Below are 14,413 nucleotides of genomic sequence, written 5' to 3'. Positions count from 1 at the left end.
CCTTGCCGGCGCGCGAGTGGCTGCTCGCCGAAACGGACGGTTAAACAGCAGAAGGGCGCCAGGCTCACGAGCATGGCAAGATGCGGGGTATTCACTCCCCGCTACTGGTTTTCCCTGTGTCCAGCAATTCCACCGGCAAGCTCTTCACGGTCACCACGTTTGGCGAAAGCCACGGTCCAGCTATTGGCTGCGTGGTCGATGGATGTCCGCCTGGATTAGCCATCGCCCCGGAAGAATTCCGCACCGATCTCGATCGGCGCGCTACGGGCCGCAGCCGCCATACCTCCCAACGCCGCGAAGCGGACGACGTGGAAATTCTCTCGGGCGTTTACCAGGGACGCACCACCGGTACACCGATCGCGCTGCTGATTCGCAATACCGACCAACGCAGCAAGGATTACGGCGATATCGCCGAGACATTCCGCCCCGGGCACGCCGACTACACCTATTGGCAGAAGTACGGCATTCGCGATCCGCGCGGCGGTGGGCGGTCGTCGGCGCGCGAAACCACCATGCGCGTCGCGGCGGCGGTGATCGCCAAGAAGTGGTTGGCCGAGCGCAACGGCGTACGCGTTCGCGGCTATCTGGCCCAGTTGGGTGATCTTGTTCCCGCAGGATTCGACTGGGAGGCCGTCGAGCAGAATACGTTTTTCTGGCCGCACGAGGCACAGGTGCCTGCGCTGGAAAAATACATGGACGCGCTACGCAAGTCCGGCGATTCGGTCGGCGCCAGGGTGAACGTGGAGGCCGAAGGCGTGCCGCCCGGCTGGGGCGAGCCGATCTATGGCAAGTTGGATGGCGATCTGGCCTCGGCGCTGATGTCCATCAATGCGGTCAAAGGTGTGGAAATTGGCGATGGTTTCGATGCGGTCGCCCAGCACGGCAGCCAGCACCGCGATGAAATGTATATGGACGGCTTTACGTCCAATCATGCCGGTGGCATCCTGGGCGGGATCAGTACGGGGCAGGTTGTGCGTGCCTCGATCGCGCTCAAGCCCACTTCCAGCATTCTTATTCCCGGCCACAGCGTGAATCTGGCTGGCGAGGCGGTGGAGGTGGTGACCAAAGGGCGTCACGATCCCTGCGTCGGGATCCGTGCCACACCTATCGCCGAGGCGATGATGGCGCTGGTGCTGATGGACCACGCCTTGCGCCACCGTGCGCAGTGTGGCGACGTGGGTGAGATAAAACCGCTCATTCCCTGATGGAATGGGGTGGCTGGCGTCAATATCACGCCGGCATGCAAGCAGTAGGTCTCTCACGGTAGTCGATTTACGATGAGCAAGTCGCAAAGCGTTTGGGTTTCGCGCCCGCTATTTCCAGAAGTGCTGGCCAGCCTGGCGCAGTACGTGGATGTGCGTACCGAAGCGAAAGAGACCAAGCGCACGCCGGAGCAACTGCATAAAAAGCTCGCTGAGGTCGACGGCGCGATCGTCGGTCTGAGCGACCGCATCGACGCCGGCGTGCTGGCAGGCAACCGGCGTCTTCGCGCGATCGCGAACCTGGGCGTGGGTTACAACAATCTCGATCTGCCGGCATTGACCGCCGCGGGTGTCCTCGCCACCAATACGCCCGACGTGCTTACCCAGACCACGGCCGATTACGCGTGGGCGTTGCTGTTGGCGGCGGCGCGACGTGTCAGTAGCGCCGAGCGCTGGTTGCGTGCGGGTCGGTGGCGTGGCGGCATGCGTTTCGACGACTGGCTCGGCGTGGATGTTCACGGCAAGACGCTGGGCATCTTCGGCATGGGGCGCATTGGGCAAGCGGTGGCACGTCGCGCTATCGGGTTCGATATGCACGTGATCTATCACAACCGTTCGCGCCTGCCTGAGGCCGTCGAGCACGAGTGTCGTGCTATATGGGTGGATAAAGCCGAACTGCTGCAGCGGTCCGATCATCTCGTACTGGTACTACCGTACAACGCGCAAAACCATCACGCGATCGGCGCGGACGAGCTAGCGCACATGAAGCCAACCGCGGTGCTGGTGAATATCGCCCGCGGTGGCATCGTCGACGACGCTGCGCTGGCGGCAGCGTTGCGCGAGGGCAGGCTGGCTGCGGCGGGCCTGGACGTATTCGAAGGCGAGCCCTCGGTGCATTCCGCCTTGCGCGAACTCGAGAACGCCGTGCTAAGCCCGCATATCGCCAGCGCCAGCGCCGATACGCGCCGCGCGATGGCTCAGCTGGCCGCCGACAATATGCTGGCTGCGCTGGGCTACGGCCCCAGCGCGGGACATCCGCCTTCGCTGCTCAACCCCCAAGTACTGGGCGGGCGTGGCGGTGAAACGTGATATGTCTCACGCTGGCGAGGCTGTGCCGTATTGTTTGCCTGCGACGCAGGCTAGATTCCCATTCCCTGACATGTGACCAACGATGAGCAAGAAGAGCAGTTACAAGGTAGCCATGGTAGGCGCGACTGGCGCCGTGGGCGAAACGCTGCTGAGCATCCTGGCTCAGCGCGAATTTCCGGTCAGCGAGCTGGTGCCGCTGGCGAGCGAGCGTTCTGCGGGCGGTAAAGTGGAGTTCGACGGCAAACAGATCACCGTGCAAAACCTGGCCGACTACGATTTCACGGGCGTGGACATCGCCTTCTTTTCGGCCGGCGGTTCGGTCAGCCGCGTGCATGCGCCGCGCGCCGCTGCAGCCGGTGCCGTGGTGATCGACAACACCTCGGAATTCCGCTACCAGGACGACATCCCGTTGGTGGTGAGCGAAGTGAACCCGCATGCCATTGCGCAGTACACGCAGCGTGGCATCATCGCCAACCCCAACTGCTCCACCATGCAGATGCTGGTGGCGCTGGCGCCGATCCATCGCGCTGTGGGCATCGAACGCATCAACGTGGCGACCTATCAGTCGGTGTCCGGCGCGGGCCGTTCGGGCATGGAAGAACTGGGCAAGCAGACTGCCGCGCTGCTCAATTTCCAGGAAGTCGAAAAGACCAAGTTTCCCAAACAGATTGCCTTCAATGTGATTCCCCACATCGACGACTTCCAGGCCAACGGTTACACCAAGGAAGAAATGAAGATGGTGTGGGAGACGCGCAAGATCCTGGAGGACGAATCGATCCAGGTGAATCCCACCGCCGTGCGCGTACCGGTGTTCTATGGCCACGCCGAAGCCGTGCATATCGAAACGCGCGACAAGATCAGCGCCGAGCAGGCTCGCGCACTGCTCGAACAAGCTGAAGGCATCGTGGTGCAAGACGAGCGCAAGGCCGGCGGTTACCCGACCCCGGTGGGCGACGCGGCCGGTCAGGATCCGGTATTCGTCGGCCGTATCCGCGAAGACATTTCCCACGACCGCGGGCTGGACCTGTGGATCGTGGCCGACAACATCCGCAAGGGCGCAGCGCTCAATGCCGTGCAGATCGCGGAATTGCTGATCGAGGATTATCTGTAATGCAACGCATCGCACCGACTCTTTTCGTGCTCGCTGGCGCCCTGTTGGTTTCAGCTACCGCTTGGGCGGACCCGCCGTCGGCCGGCCCACAAGCGGTGAGTAACGTGAACCAGCGGGTGGTCAAGAGCCAGGCCGAGGTCGAGCATCTGCAAAAGGACGTAGGGCAGCAGGAATCCGCCAGCCGACAGGCGGCCGAGCGCCTGCAACAACAAGACCGTACTATTGCGGAGTTGCGCGAGCAGCTGAAGGCCGCTCAAGAGGCCTCCAAGAGGCCGGCGGCCGGTCATTGACCGCCGTCACGCCGGTAGAAAAATTCGCCCCCGGACGGGCTTGCTGGGCGCCTTAGCTATTGTTGATTGACGTTTATCTAACTAAAGTGACGCCTTCTAAGAGGAAGTCACCGCAACCTGCGGTGATTTAAGTAAAGCGTCCGGTCGTTCGGGGGAGTGCGCGATGAATCGTTCGTTGAAACTGTCGATACTGATGGCGCTTGCGCTGGGCAGTACTCAGGCAGCAGCCGTAGAGCTGGGCCAGGCGCATGTTAAGTCAGCGCTAGGGCAGCCACTGCTGGTAGAGATACCGGTCACCCAGGCCACCCCGGCCGAACTGCAAAGCCTGAGCGCCCAGCTGGCATCGAACGACGCCTTTTCCAAGGCGGGTGCGCAGCGCCCCACGATCCCCCTGCAATTCAGCGTGGCGGATGTGAACGGTCACAAGGTGATCCGCATTACCAGTAGCGGCACGGTGGACGACCCCTACCTTGATCTCTTCGTGGAAGTCAGCAGCAGCACGGGTAGCAGCGTGCGCGAATTCGCCGTTTTGCTCGATCCTCCGAAAAAGGTACAGCAAGCGGCGGCAAGCAGCGCACCCACCCGTCGTCGCGCGCCGGCAGTAAGCAGCAGCGCACCCACATCAGAGAGCACAACCACAGCCAGCCCACGCCAGACTGCCGCTGCGCCCGCCGCTACACCGGCACCTGTGCACCATGCGGCAGCCGTGGTCAAGAACGGCGAGTTCGGCCCGATCGGCAAGGGCCAGACGCTTTCCCACGTGGCGGTGGAAACGGCACCCTCCGGCGTCGATAAAAACCAGATGATGCTTGCGCTGAAGGCCGCCAATCCGGATGCCTTCTACCACGACAATATCAACGCCCTGAAAGCTGGCGCCGTGCTGCGTGTACCTTCCCGCGACGACGCGCTGGCCGTTGCAGCCGCCGCCGCCGCCGCTACGGTGCACCAGCAGGACAGCGATTGGCGCAACGGCACGGTGACCGCGCCGGTAGCCGTGGCGGCAGGCGGCACGCGCTCGAATGCATCGGTCGCGCCGACCGCTACCAGCAAAGCCGACAAACTTGCTCTGGTTCCTCCGGGCAGCGAAGGGCAGTCCGCCGGTGGCACCAATGGCAAGGGTGGCGCCAATGCCAACATTCGCCAGGAACTGCAGCGCAGCCAGGAAACGCTGTCTTCCCTGCAGCAGCAAAGCGACGAGCTGAAATCCAGGCTGAAAGATCTGGAAGACATCAATGGCAAGAACCAGCGCTTGCTGTCGCTCAAGGACAACGAAATCGCGGATCTGCAGAAGAAGCTCGCCGATGCGCGCAAAACAGCTGGCCTGCCGCCGGCACCCGTTGCCGCTGTCGTGCCTGTCCCTGCGGCACCGGCCAAAGTGACGCAACCCGCGCCTGCGGCTTCCACAACGCACACGGCCACCGCCACTGCTCCCGCGCTGACTAGCGCCGCAACCGCGCCGGTCAGCAGTTCAACGGCTGCCCACCCGGCAGTCGTTACTACGCCGCTGAATACGCCGGCCGCGAAGCCGGCAAGCCATCCCGTGCACCGAGTCCCGACACCTGCGCCGGCTGTTGCCGAGCAGCCGTGGTACATGCAGACCTGGGCGTGGGCAGCGGGCGGCGGTGTAGTCGTCCTACTGCTGCTGGGGCTGCTGACACGCCGCGGCAAGTCGACCGACAAGCCAGCCAAGCCATCATCGTCGCCATCGAAGGGTTCGCTCGCGGATCGTTTCGGTACGGCGGATGCCGATGACCTGGCTCACGCAGCAGCCGGCTCCGATCCGGATCAGGACGAATTGCTCGATCAGCTGGCCGAACAGCCCGATGACATCGGACTGCATCTGGAACTGGTCAGCCTGTACTACACCCGCCGCGACGTGGAGCACTTCGAGGCAGCTGCCGAAGCCATGCACGCGCACATCACCGATCCCGATCAGCCGGAATGGCAGGATGTGGTGCATATGGGCGAAGACCTGGCTCCGGGCCATCCGCTGTTTGCGCAAGCGGCCATCCCTGCGTCGACGCACGACGAGCGATCGCCGCTGCATCATTTCGACCTGGATAGCTATGCCGGCAGTCAGGCTTCGGCATCAGCCGCGACCAAGGGCGCACCGCCGCCGCTGCCGTCCAAGGTCAGCGAGTACCACTTCGACTTTGATCTGACGCCGCATCATGGGGACACAGCCACTAAGGTCGACTCCAAGGCCGCGGTAAAACCGGCAGCAGAGCAAGAGCCCGCGTCCACCTGGCAGTTCCATGATGAACCCGCCGAGGTGGCCCAGGTTTCCCCTGCCGGGCACGAAGAGGATTTTGGCGAGCTGCACGATAACCCGATCGACACCAAGCTCGACCTCGCCCGCGCCTATCTCGACATGGGCGATCCCGACGGCGCCCGCGCGATGCTCGAAGAAGTGTTGCAGGAAGGCAGCCAGATCCAGAAAGATGTGGCGAAGACGTTGATGGCTAAAATCCACTGATTGCCGCAGCGTTCAAATGACATAGATCGGGCCGGCCATGCCGGCCCGATGCTTTTACGGCCTTCAAACGCAAGAAGGCAGCTAAAGGAAAGCAGCATCTTCAAACTGCTACGCTTATCGTCTCGCAGTTTCTCGAACACTCATGCGCATCGCTCTGGGCATCGAATACGACGGCACCGACTTCCTCGGCTGGCAACGGCTGAGCCACGGTGCCACCGTGCAGGCAAGTGTGGAGCGCGCACTCTCATTCGTCGCCGCCGAACCGGTGGAGGTGGCGTGCGCCGGCCGTACCGATGCCGGCGTACATGGCCGTTGTCAGGTCGTGCATTTCGATACCGAGGTACAACGCGACATGCGCGGCTGGGTACTCGGCACATGTTCGAACCTGCCATCCGGCGTGGCGGTGCTTTGGGCGCAGCCGGTAGCCGAGGACTTCCATGCGCGCTTCTCCGCACGCAGTCGGCGCTATCGCTACACCATTCTCAATCGCACCATCCGCCCTGCGTTGGACGCACGCTATGTTGCCTGGGAGCGTCATTCGCTCGATGCGGAACGCATGCACGCCGCCGCTCAGGCTTTGCTCGGCGAGCACGATTTCAGCGCCTTTCGCGCCGTTTCCTGCCAAGCATCGCACGCACGGCGCGAGGTCAAGGCGCTGCGTGTGCACAGAGAGGATGCGCATGTCATCGTCGACATTGAAGCGAATGCATTTCTTCATCACATGGTGCGCAATATCGTCGGATCGTTGTTGCCGGTCGGTCGTGGGGAACAGCCGGTTGATTGGGTTGCCGCGTTGTTGGCGGGTCGCAATCGCGAAATAGCAGGTCCCACTGCGGCAGCGTCGGGTCTGACTTTTATCGGCCCCCGCTATGAACGGCGATGGGGTTTGCCAGCTGAGGTAAGCGAATGACCCGTATCAAATGTTGCGGCATGACCCGCGTTGAAGATGCCTTACTCGCGGCGCGGCTGGGTGCCGATGCGATCGGCGTCGTGCTCACCGCGCGCAGCAAGCGACAGGTGTCGCTGGCGCAGGCCCAGGCCATTGTGGATGCCATGCCGCCGTTCGTCACGACCGTCGCGCTGTGCATGGACGATGAAGCGTCGTTCGTGCAAGAGATCATCGATATGGTTCGACCGTCGCTGTTGCAATTCCATGGCGACGAAAGCGATGAATGGTGCGCGCAATTCGGTCATCCCTACCTGAAAGCGATCGCGATGGGCGATGGCGCCGCAGCGCTGTGGCGGTTGCGTGATCATCCGCACGCCGCTGGCCTGCTGCTCGACGGTCATGGCTTGGGTGAAGCGGGCGGCAGCGGCAAGGCATTCGACTGGTCCGTGATGCCGCATGATCTTCGTCAACCACTGATCCTGGCCGGCGGCCTGACGCCCGCTAATGTGCAAGCGGCGATACGCGTAGCCAAACCATGGGCGGTAGATGTGTCCAGCGGCATTGAATCCGCGCCTGGCATCAAGGATCCCGACAAGCTACGCAACTTCATAGCGGCGGTGCGTGCGGCTTCCTAAGCTGGCGTCAATTCACGACGCAGCCAGGCGACAAGCGCTTCGATGCGACCGTCGTTTCGGCGTCGCGGCGTAGCCAGAATCCAGCTTGCATCGGTTTGCTGAAATCCCCACGGCGCAAGCAGTCGGCCTGCGTCGAGATCGTCCTGCACTAAGTGGGACGGTGCGATCGCAACGCCGAGTCCGGCGACCGCCGCTTCCAACAGATAGAACAATCGCGTGAATCCCTGGCCATAGCGAAGGGATGTTGCAGGTAAGCCGCTTGCGTGCGCCCATGCTGGCCATGCCTGCGGGCGAGAGCTGGTGTGCAGTAGCGCTTCATCGAGCAGCGCGGCTTCGCCCTGCCTCTGCAAGCGTGCAAGACCGGCGTAACGAGGACTCACGACTGGTCCGATGCGTTCGGGCGCCAACGGATGAACCTGCCACCCCGCAGGCCATGGCGGTGCAGCGAGGGCCAGCGCAGCATCGGGCTCGGCGCGTTGCGGTGCCAGCGGATCTTCTTCTGGCGACAGATGCAAGGTGAGCATGGGCAGATCGCGTTCGAGCCGGTCCAGTCGCGGGATCACCCAGCGGGCGAGCAAGCTGCTGGCGCAGCCGAGTACGAAGGGTGCTTCGCTGCGATCGCGTCGCAGCTCGGCCCAACCGTCCCGCAATTGATCGAAAGCGCCGGCGACGCGGTCACGCAACTGTTCGCCGATCGCGGTGAGGGCAACACCGCGTCCCTGGCGAGCGAACAGCGGTTGGTTTAGCGCCTCCTCCAGCACCCGCAGCTGCCGGCTGATCGCACCGTGGGTGACATGCAGCTCAGCAGCCGCGCGGCTTACGCTACCCAGTCGGGCAGTGGCCTCAAAGGCGCGCAGGGCGTTCAGGGATGGCAGTTCGCGGCTCACGTTTATTGTGAGTTTTTCTGACGAGTGGCGGCCATCATATCGCTTTTTCGACCAGGCTATTCGCGCTATTTTGGGCGTCTGGCGACCGTACGTCGCCCGCCGTTCCCGTTATTTACCTAGGAATTCTGACAGATGCCCACGATCAGGGACTTCCAGAGCTGGCCGGATGCCCAAGGGCGATTTGGCGATTTCGGCGGCCAGTACGTGGCCGAGACGCTGATGGCGCCCCTGGCCGAACTTACCGAGGCCTATCTGCGCCTGCGCGACGATCCCGAATTCCTTGCCGAACTCGATCGCGACCTGACCCATTACGTGGGTCGCCCCAGCCCCATCTACCACGCCGAGCGACTGTCAAAGCATGTTGGCGGCGCGCGCATCTTGCTCAAACGCGAAGATCTCAATCACACCGGCGCGCACAAGATCAACAATACCATCGGCCAGGCACTGGTGGCGAAGCGGATGGGCAAGCCGCGCATCATCGCCGAGACCGGTGCGGGCCAGCATGGCGTGGCTAGCGCTACCGTTGCCGCGCGTTTCGGACTGAAGTGCGTGGTCTACATGGGCGCGGTCGATATCGAGCGCCAGAAGATCAACGTGTACCGCATGAAACTGCTTGGCGCCGACGTAGTGCCCGTCACCTCCGGCTCGAAGACGCTGAAGGACGCCTTGAATGAGGCGATGCGCGACTGGGTCACCAACGTGGCCGACACGTTCTACATCATCGGCACCGTGGCGGGACCGCATCCGTATCCGATGATGGTGCGCGATTTCAACGCGGTGGTCGGACGCGAAGCACGCGCGCAAATGTTGCAGCAATACGGGCGCCTGCCGGACGTGCTTACCGCCTGCGTGGGCGGCGGCTCCAACGCGATTGGCCTGTTCCACGCATTCCTCAACGACAGCGATGTACGCATGGTTGGCGCTGAAGCGGCCGGTGAAGGTATCTCAACCGGGCATCACGCCGCGTCGCTCGCCGCAGGACGTCCGGGCGTATTGCATGGCAACCGCACCTATGTGCTGTGCGACGACAACGGTCAGATCACCGAAACGCATTCTGTTTCCGCCGGTCTGGATTACCCCGGCGTCGGTCCGGAGCACGCTTTTTTGAAAGACGCCGGACGCGCCGAATATGTCGGTGTTACCGATGATGAAGCGCTGGAGGCTTTCCATCTGCTGGCGCGCACCGAAGGCATTCTCGCGGCGCTCGAATCGAGCCACGCGGTAGCCCAGGCGATGAAGTTGGCGCGCGAGCTGCCGAAGGACGGCATCGTGCTGTGCAATCTTTCCGGTCGCGGTGACAAGGACGTGCACACGATTGCCGCACGCGAAGGAGTGCAAGTATGAGCCGCATCGATCGTCGTTTCGCCGCATTGAAAGCGGCAGGCCGTACCGGGCTGATTCCGTTTGTCACCGCGGGCGATCCGTCACCCGCGCACAACCTGGCCTTGATGCACGCGTTGGTCGATGCAGGTGCCGACCTGATCGAACTGGGCGTGCCGTTTTCCGATCCGATGGCGGACGGTCCCGTCATCCAGCACGCTAGCGAGCGGGCGATTGCGAAAGGCGTCGGCCTAGGTGATGTGCTGGCCTGGGTCGCTACATTCCGCGAACGCGACAAAGACACGCCGGTGATCCTGATGGGCTATCTCAATCCCATCGAAATTCACGGTTTCCAACGCTTCGCAAATGAAGCTGTCGCGGCCGGCGTCGATGGTGTGCTGGTGGTCGATTGTCCCTTGGAAGAATCAGCGACGTTGGCACCCTTGCGTGCCGTAGGGCTGCAACAAATCCTGCTTGCGGCACCCACCACCGCACCCGCGCGTATGGCGAAGTTGTGCGAGGCCGCCGCAGGTTTCCTGTACTATGTATCGTTCGCCGGCATTACCGGGGCGGGGCGCTTGAGTACGCAGGACATCGCTGCACGTGTGGCGGATATCCGGGCTCATGCGAAGTCACCAGTGGCCGTGGGCTTTGGCGTTAAGGATGCGCAAAGCGCCAAGGCCATCGCCGGATTCGCCGATGCCGTAGTGATCGGCAGCGCGCTGGTCGAACGGCTCGATGGTGCGATCACCGCGCAGGATATCGCGGTGCGGGTTGGGGAATTCCTCGGCCCGATTCGCACGGCATTGGACGCACGGTAACGTTCCTCGTGAGGAGGGGAATGGGGTGTGGGGCGAATGCTCGTGGCGCGCGGCAATGGAACGCGCTGTCGCTCGGGCTGTCGTAAGTACGACTGGGCTGGGGCCTGGGTGTCGTACCGAGTCGCCCCCATGAAGTCCTGACGGTCCCAGACCGTTGGATTCCAGATTGAGGTTTCTATGAACTGGCTGCAAAAAATCATGACACCCCGCGCGCGGACGCAAAACGCCGCGGCCGGCAAGGGCAAGGTGCCCGAGGGTGTGTGGGAGAAGTGTGGCGGCTGTGGTGCGGTGCTGTACCGACCGGAACTGGAGCGCAACCTGATGGTGTGCCCCAAGTGCAGCCACCATCATGCCATCGGCGCTCGCGAGCGGCTGCTGGCCTTGCTCGACGAAGGCAGCACGCAAGAACACTGGGCCAGCATGGAGCCCAGCGATCCGCTGAAATTCCGCGATTCCAAGAAGTACCGTGATCGCATCGTCGCCGCGCAGAAATCCACCGGCGAAAAAGACGCGTTGATCGCCATGAGCGGCAAGCTCAAGGACAAGCCGCTGATGGCGGTAGCGTTCGAGTTCTCCTACATGGGCGGCTCGATGGGCTCGGTGGTCGGCGAGAAATTCACCCGCGCTGCCGAGCGTGCGCTGGCCGAGCGCAGCGCGTTGGTGTGTTTCTCCGCCACGGGCGGTGCGCGTATGCAAGAGGCGCTGTTCTCGCTGATGCAGATGGCCAAGACATCCGCAGCGCTCGCGCGCCTGCGCGAGGCGGGGGTGCCCTACATCAGCGTGCTTACGCATCCCACAACAGGTGGTGTGTCCGCCAGCCTTGGCATGCTGGGCGACATCAATGTCGCTGAGCCGAAGGCGTTGATCGGTTTCGCCGGCCCGCGCGTGATCGAGCAGACCGTACGCGAAACCTTGCCCGAAGGCTTCCAGCGTTCGGAGTTTCTGCTTGAACACGGCGCCATCGACATGATCGTCGACCGACGCCAGATGCGTGACAAGTTGGCCGACGTGCTGAATATTCTGCGCAAAGTGCCACGCGCCGCTTGAAATGCTTTGCGTAACGTGATCGAACCATGCCGCCTTCGGGCGGCATGGTCGTTTCTGCGTTGCAGTTTTCCACAACAAGTGTGGACGCATTCGGGAAAAGCCTGTGGAAAACCTTGATCGCCGACTTTGCGATCAATCACTTGGCACGCAGTGATGAATGTTTGCGCACATCAGACTCTTAGTTTTCCACAGTCGCTGTGGAAAGCATCCGGTAGAGCTTGTGGATAGATACGCTATCTCGTTGAACGCAAAGCAAGTGATGACAGTGTGCTTAGCGATTGATCAGCCCAGCAGTTGCGGTGCGCTGTGCACCAGCCATAGCGACAACGCACCGAGGCCACTGCCAACGAGAATCGCGGCAAGCACATCGCTCGGATAATGCAGGCCAAGAATCACACGCGAAGCGGCAACTAACGCCGTGAACGTCAGTAGCAGCGGCGCCAGTACCGGATACCACGCCAGCGCGACGATGGTGAAGCCGACTGCTTGCAGCGTGTGACCGGACGGGAAACTGAATTCGTCCAGCGGCGGCACGTGTGCAATCACGTCGGGACACGTGCGGAACGGCCGTGGCCGGCGCGTCCAGCGTTTCAGGATGCGATAGAGCAACAAGGCCACCAGGCCGGTAGCGGCCATATGTGCCGCGGCTTCCAGACCCCGTCGGCCGTCGATCAGCGCCAGCGCGAGCATCAGTGCGTACCAGAAGATACCGTCGCCAAGGCGGCTGATGATGCCGAAGAACACGCCGACGGCGTGTCGTGCACCCCAACGATTGGCGGCGATGCACACGCGCCGGTCGATCGCGTGGCGCGGAAGGGGAACCGGGATCGGGTCAGGCAGGTGCGATGGTGATATGGCGCTCATGCTCATTCTCCTCGGCCAGTTCACGCAGCAAGGCTTCGAATTCGCGGATCACCGCATCAGGTGAGAGACGTTCCACGCTCACGTGCGCGGCACGTCCCATGTGCCGGATCAATCCGATGTCGCTACCCAATGTCGTCGCCGCGGCAACGAATGCGCGGCCGTCGCCGGATGTGATCCGGAAACCGTTGATGCCGTCGATCAGATGCTCTCGCGCAGCGCCTTCGGCGTAAGCCACGACAGGCAGGCCAGCGGCGAGCGCTTCCAGAATCACATTGCCGAAGGTCTCGCTGAGACTGGGAAACAGAAACAGATCCGCGCTGGCGTAATGCGCCGCCAGCGTTTCGTCGCGCTTCATGCCGACGAAGATGAAATCCGGATGAGCCGCTTCGAGCGAGGCGCGCGCGGGGCCATCGCCCACCCATACATAGCGCGCCTTGGGCGCGTGCTGTTGGATGGCACGGAAGCTTTCCACGGCCAGATCGAGATTTTTTTCCGGCGCGATGCGGCCGACATAAAGCACCACCGGCGTATCCGCATCCACGCCCCAGCTTTCGCGCAGCGAGAGATCGCGCCGCGATGGATCGAACAGCTTGGTGTCCACCGCGCGGCGCAACAGACGCGCATGATCGACGCCCAGAGCGGTCAGTTCTTGCGCCAAAGCATCCGTGGGTACCAGTGTGGTGTTGGCGCGGCAATGAAAGCGACGCAGATAGCCGCGCACCACCGGCGTCAGAAAGCCCACGCCGTAGTGATCCATGTAGGTATCGAAACGCGTGTGGAAACCGGTGGCGACCGGAATGCCCAGCTGCACGGCCGTCTTCACCGCGGAACGGCCCAAGGGGCCTTCGGTGGCGACATAGATGGCGTCGGGGCGTTGCTTCACCCAGCGATGGCGCAACGTGCGTCCGGCAGGCAGTCCGAAGCGCAGTCCCGGATAGCGAGGCAAGGCCGCGCCGCGAGTTTCCAGTGCTTCAATGCCAGGTTCGTCGACGTGGCTGGTGGTCTGTCGCGGACGGATCATATCGATCTCGTGGCCGCGTGCGGCCAGACCGGTCGCCAGACCATGCACGGTGAGTGCGACACCGTTGATCTCGGGCGGATACGTCTCGCTGATGATGCCGATACGCATGGCGCATCCTCTCGTTGTACGGCAGTAGCCTGCGCTCGAGTCGTTTCGTACGCGTGGCGGGCAGGTGACACTGCGGTTACGGGTGTTACCGAACGTGGAAACCGGTTGCTCCGTGGTGGCGTAATTGGGCTAGATTGCTCTTACCACTGGATCACTCACCACTGGATCAGGAGACACATCAATGAAACGTCTGCTGCTTGCTCTCGCGCTGGTTGCTGCTACATCCATCGGTTCGGTACTGGCCGCCGATGCCCCGGCCTTGCCGGTGACCAAGGCCACCGCCGGGACGGAGGTCTACATCATTTCGCCTCAGGACGGTGCCACCGTTCCACAAAGCTTTACCGTGCGTTTCGGGCTGAAGGGCATGGGCGTGGCACCGGCGGGCGTCACCCACGAAAACACCGGGCACCACCATTTATTGGTAGACGTGAAAGTGCTGCCCGTTGCCGGCCAGCCGATCCCCAAGGACGAACAACATCTGCACTTCGGCGGCGGCCAAACCGAGACAACACTGAAACTGGCGCCCGGCACGCACACCCTGCAGCTGGAATTGGGCGATACCAACCACATTCCTTTCGATCCGCCGTTGGTGTCGAAGATGATCACCGTTCATGTGAAGTGACGCGGCGCTTGAACCCCTCTCCCTTCGGGTA

14 protein-coding genes are annotated in these 14,413 nt (G+C 62.7%); 11 read left to right on the top strand and 3 right to left on the bottom strand.

All coding sequences use genetic code 11. The features are described 5' to 3' along the window. The first annotated feature begins 116 nt into the window (after window positions 1–116). From aroC to QQL64_RS07150, 7 genes are all read left to right on the top strand, one after another. Window positions 117–1,205: a chorismate synthase gene (gene aroC / locus QQL64_RS07180; RefSeq protein WP_284397569.1), complete on the top strand. Its 1,089-nt coding sequence runs from the start codon at window positions 117–119 to the stop codon at window positions 1,203–1,205. Window positions 1,206–1,277: 72 nt separating this feature from the next. Further along, the gene (locus QQL64_RS07175) at window positions 1,278–2,291 is read left to right on the top strand and encodes a 2-hydroxyacid dehydrogenase (RefSeq protein WP_284397568.1); all 1,014 of its coding nucleotides are present in this window, start codon (window positions 1,278–1,280) and stop codon (window positions 2,289–2,291) included. Window positions 2,292–2,373: 82 nt separating this feature from the next. Continuing rightward, window positions 2,374–3,402 (top strand): aspartate-semialdehyde dehydrogenase, encoded by a 1,029-nt coding sequence (locus QQL64_RS07170; protein WP_284397566.1) that lies wholly within the window; start codon window positions 2,374–2,376, stop codon window positions 3,400–3,402. After that, window positions 3,402–3,692: a hypothetical protein gene (locus QQL64_RS07165; protein WP_284397565.1), complete on the top strand. Its 291-nt coding sequence runs from the start codon at window positions 3,402–3,404 to the stop codon at window positions 3,690–3,692. The genes QQL64_RS07170 and QQL64_RS07165 overlap by 1 nt, the downstream gene beginning before the upstream one ends. 163 nt (window positions 3,693–3,855) lie before the next feature. Further along, on the top strand, window positions 3,856–6,168 hold the full coding sequence (locus tag QQL64_RS07160) for a motility hub landmark protein FimV (RefSeq protein WP_284397563.1): 2,313 nt from the start codon (window positions 3,856–3,858) through the stop codon (window positions 6,166–6,168). A 142-nt stretch (window positions 6,169–6,310) separates the two neighbouring features. Further along, window positions 6,311–7,078 (top strand): tRNA pseudouridine(38-40) synthase TruA, encoded by a 768-nt coding sequence (truA, locus tag QQL64_RS07155; RefSeq protein WP_284397561.1) that lies wholly within the window; start codon window positions 6,311–6,313, stop codon window positions 7,076–7,078. Next, window positions 7,075–7,692, top strand: coding sequence for a phosphoribosylanthranilate isomerase (locus QQL64_RS07150; RefSeq protein ID WP_284397559.1), 618 nt, complete (start codon window positions 7,075–7,077; stop codon window positions 7,690–7,692). Before truA ends, QQL64_RS07150 begins: the two co-directional genes overlap by 4 nt. Here QQL64_RS07150 and QQL64_RS07145 read toward each other — a convergent pair. Next, window positions 7,689–8,579: a LysR family transcriptional regulator gene (locus tag QQL64_RS07145; protein WP_284397557.1), complete on the bottom strand. Its 891-nt coding sequence runs from the start codon at window positions 8,577–8,579 to the stop codon at window positions 7,689–7,691. The two genes, QQL64_RS07150 and QQL64_RS07145, sit on opposite strands and share 4 nt — an antisense overlap. A gap of 132 nt (window positions 8,580–8,711) precedes the next feature. On the opposite strand from QQL64_RS07145, the gene trpB reads away from it, so the two are divergent. The 3 genes from trpB (at window position 8,712) to accD (ending at window position 11,767) form a co-directional block, all read left to right on the top strand. Next, entirely contained in the window at window positions 8,712–9,923 is a 1,212-nt protein-coding gene (trpB, locus tag QQL64_RS07140; protein ID WP_284397555.1) for a tryptophan synthase subunit beta, read from the top strand. Then, window positions 9,920–10,720: a tryptophan synthase subunit alpha gene (gene trpA, locus QQL64_RS07135; protein ID WP_284397553.1), complete on the top strand. Its 801-nt coding sequence runs from the start codon at window positions 9,920–9,922 to the stop codon at window positions 10,718–10,720. Before trpB ends, trpA begins: the two co-directional genes overlap by 4 nt. Window positions 10,721–10,897: 177 nt before the next feature. Then, on the top strand, window positions 10,898–11,767 hold the full coding sequence (gene accD, locus QQL64_RS07130) for an acetyl-CoA carboxylase, carboxyltransferase subunit beta (RefSeq protein ID WP_284397551.1): 870 nt from the start codon (window positions 10,898–10,900) through the stop codon (window positions 11,765–11,767). Between the two features lie 282 nt (window positions 11,768–12,049). Here the strand turns inward: accD and QQL64_RS07125 are convergent, their stop codons facing one another. Beyond that, the gene (locus QQL64_RS07125; protein ID WP_284397549.1) at window positions 12,050–12,631 is read right to left on the bottom strand and encodes a phosphatase PAP2 family protein; all 582 of its coding nucleotides are present in this window, start codon (window positions 12,629–12,631) and stop codon (window positions 12,050–12,052) included. Continuing rightward, a complete protein-coding gene (locus tag QQL64_RS07120) occupies window positions 12,600–13,760 on the bottom strand; it encodes a glycosyltransferase family 4 protein (protein ID WP_284397548.1) in 1,161 nt (386 codons plus the stop codon). Before QQL64_RS07120 ends, QQL64_RS07125 begins: the two co-directional genes overlap by 32 nt. Before the next feature lie 181 nt (window positions 13,761–13,941). Between QQL64_RS07120 and QQL64_RS07115 the strand changes: the two genes are divergently transcribed. Continuing rightward, window positions 13,942–14,382, top strand: a complete 441-nt coding sequence (locus QQL64_RS07115; protein WP_284397543.1) for a DUF4399 domain-containing protein — start codon at window positions 13,942–13,944, stop codon at window positions 14,380–14,382. The last annotated feature ends 31 nt before the right edge of the window (window positions 14,383–14,413 follow it).

This window comes from Dyella lipolytica, from assembly GCF_030160075.1.
In the GTDB taxonomy this organism is placed as follows: Bacteria; Pseudomonadota; Gammaproteobacteria; order Xanthomonadales; family Rhodanobacteraceae; genus Dyella_B; species Dyella_B lipolytica.
This window is presented reverse-complemented; position numbering and strand designations above follow the sequence as displayed.

Bases quoted from the DNA above. Each gene is read 5' to 3' on its own strand.
- QQL64_RS07120 (WP_284397548.1), bottom strand. From the start codon at position 13,760: ATGCGTATCGGCATCATCAGCGAGACGTATCCGCCCGAGATCAACGGT.
- QQL64_RS07115 (WP_284397543.1), top strand. From the start codon at position 13,942: ATGAAACGTCTGCTGCTTGCTCTCGCGCTGGTTGCTGCTACATCCATC.
- QQL64_RS07150 (WP_284397559.1), top strand. From the start codon at position 7,075: ATGACCCGTATCAAATGTTGCGGCATGACCCGCGTTGAAGATGCCTTA.
- accD (WP_284397551.1), top strand. From the start codon at position 10,898: ATGAACTGGCTGCAAAAAATCATGACACCCCGCGCGCGGACGCAAAAC.
- QQL64_RS07160 (WP_284397563.1), top strand. From the start codon at position 3,856: ATGAATCGTTCGTTGAAACTGTCGATACTGATGGCGCTTGCGCTGGGC.
- trpB (WP_284397555.1), top strand. From the start codon at position 8,712: ATGCCCACGATCAGGGACTTCCAGAGCTGGCCGGATGCCCAAGGGCGA.
- QQL64_RS07165 (WP_284397565.1), top strand. From the start codon at position 3,402: ATGCAACGCATCGCACCGACTCTTTTCGTGCTCGCTGGCGCCCTGTTG.
- QQL64_RS07125 (WP_284397549.1), bottom strand. From the start codon at position 12,631: ATGAGCGCCATATCACCATCGCACCTGCCTGACCCGATCCCGGTTCCC.
- QQL64_RS07175 (WP_284397568.1), top strand. From the start codon at position 1,278: ATGAGCAAGTCGCAAAGCGTTTGGGTTTCGCGCCCGCTATTTCCAGAA.
- truA (WP_284397561.1), top strand. From the start codon at position 6,311: ATGCGCATCGCTCTGGGCATCGAATACGACGGCACCGACTTCCTCGGC.
- trpA (WP_284397553.1), top strand. From the start codon at position 9,920: ATGAGCCGCATCGATCGTCGTTTCGCCGCATTGAAAGCGGCAGGCCGT.
- QQL64_RS07170 (WP_284397566.1), top strand. From the start codon at position 2,374: ATGAGCAAGAAGAGCAGTTACAAGGTAGCCATGGTAGGCGCGACTGGC.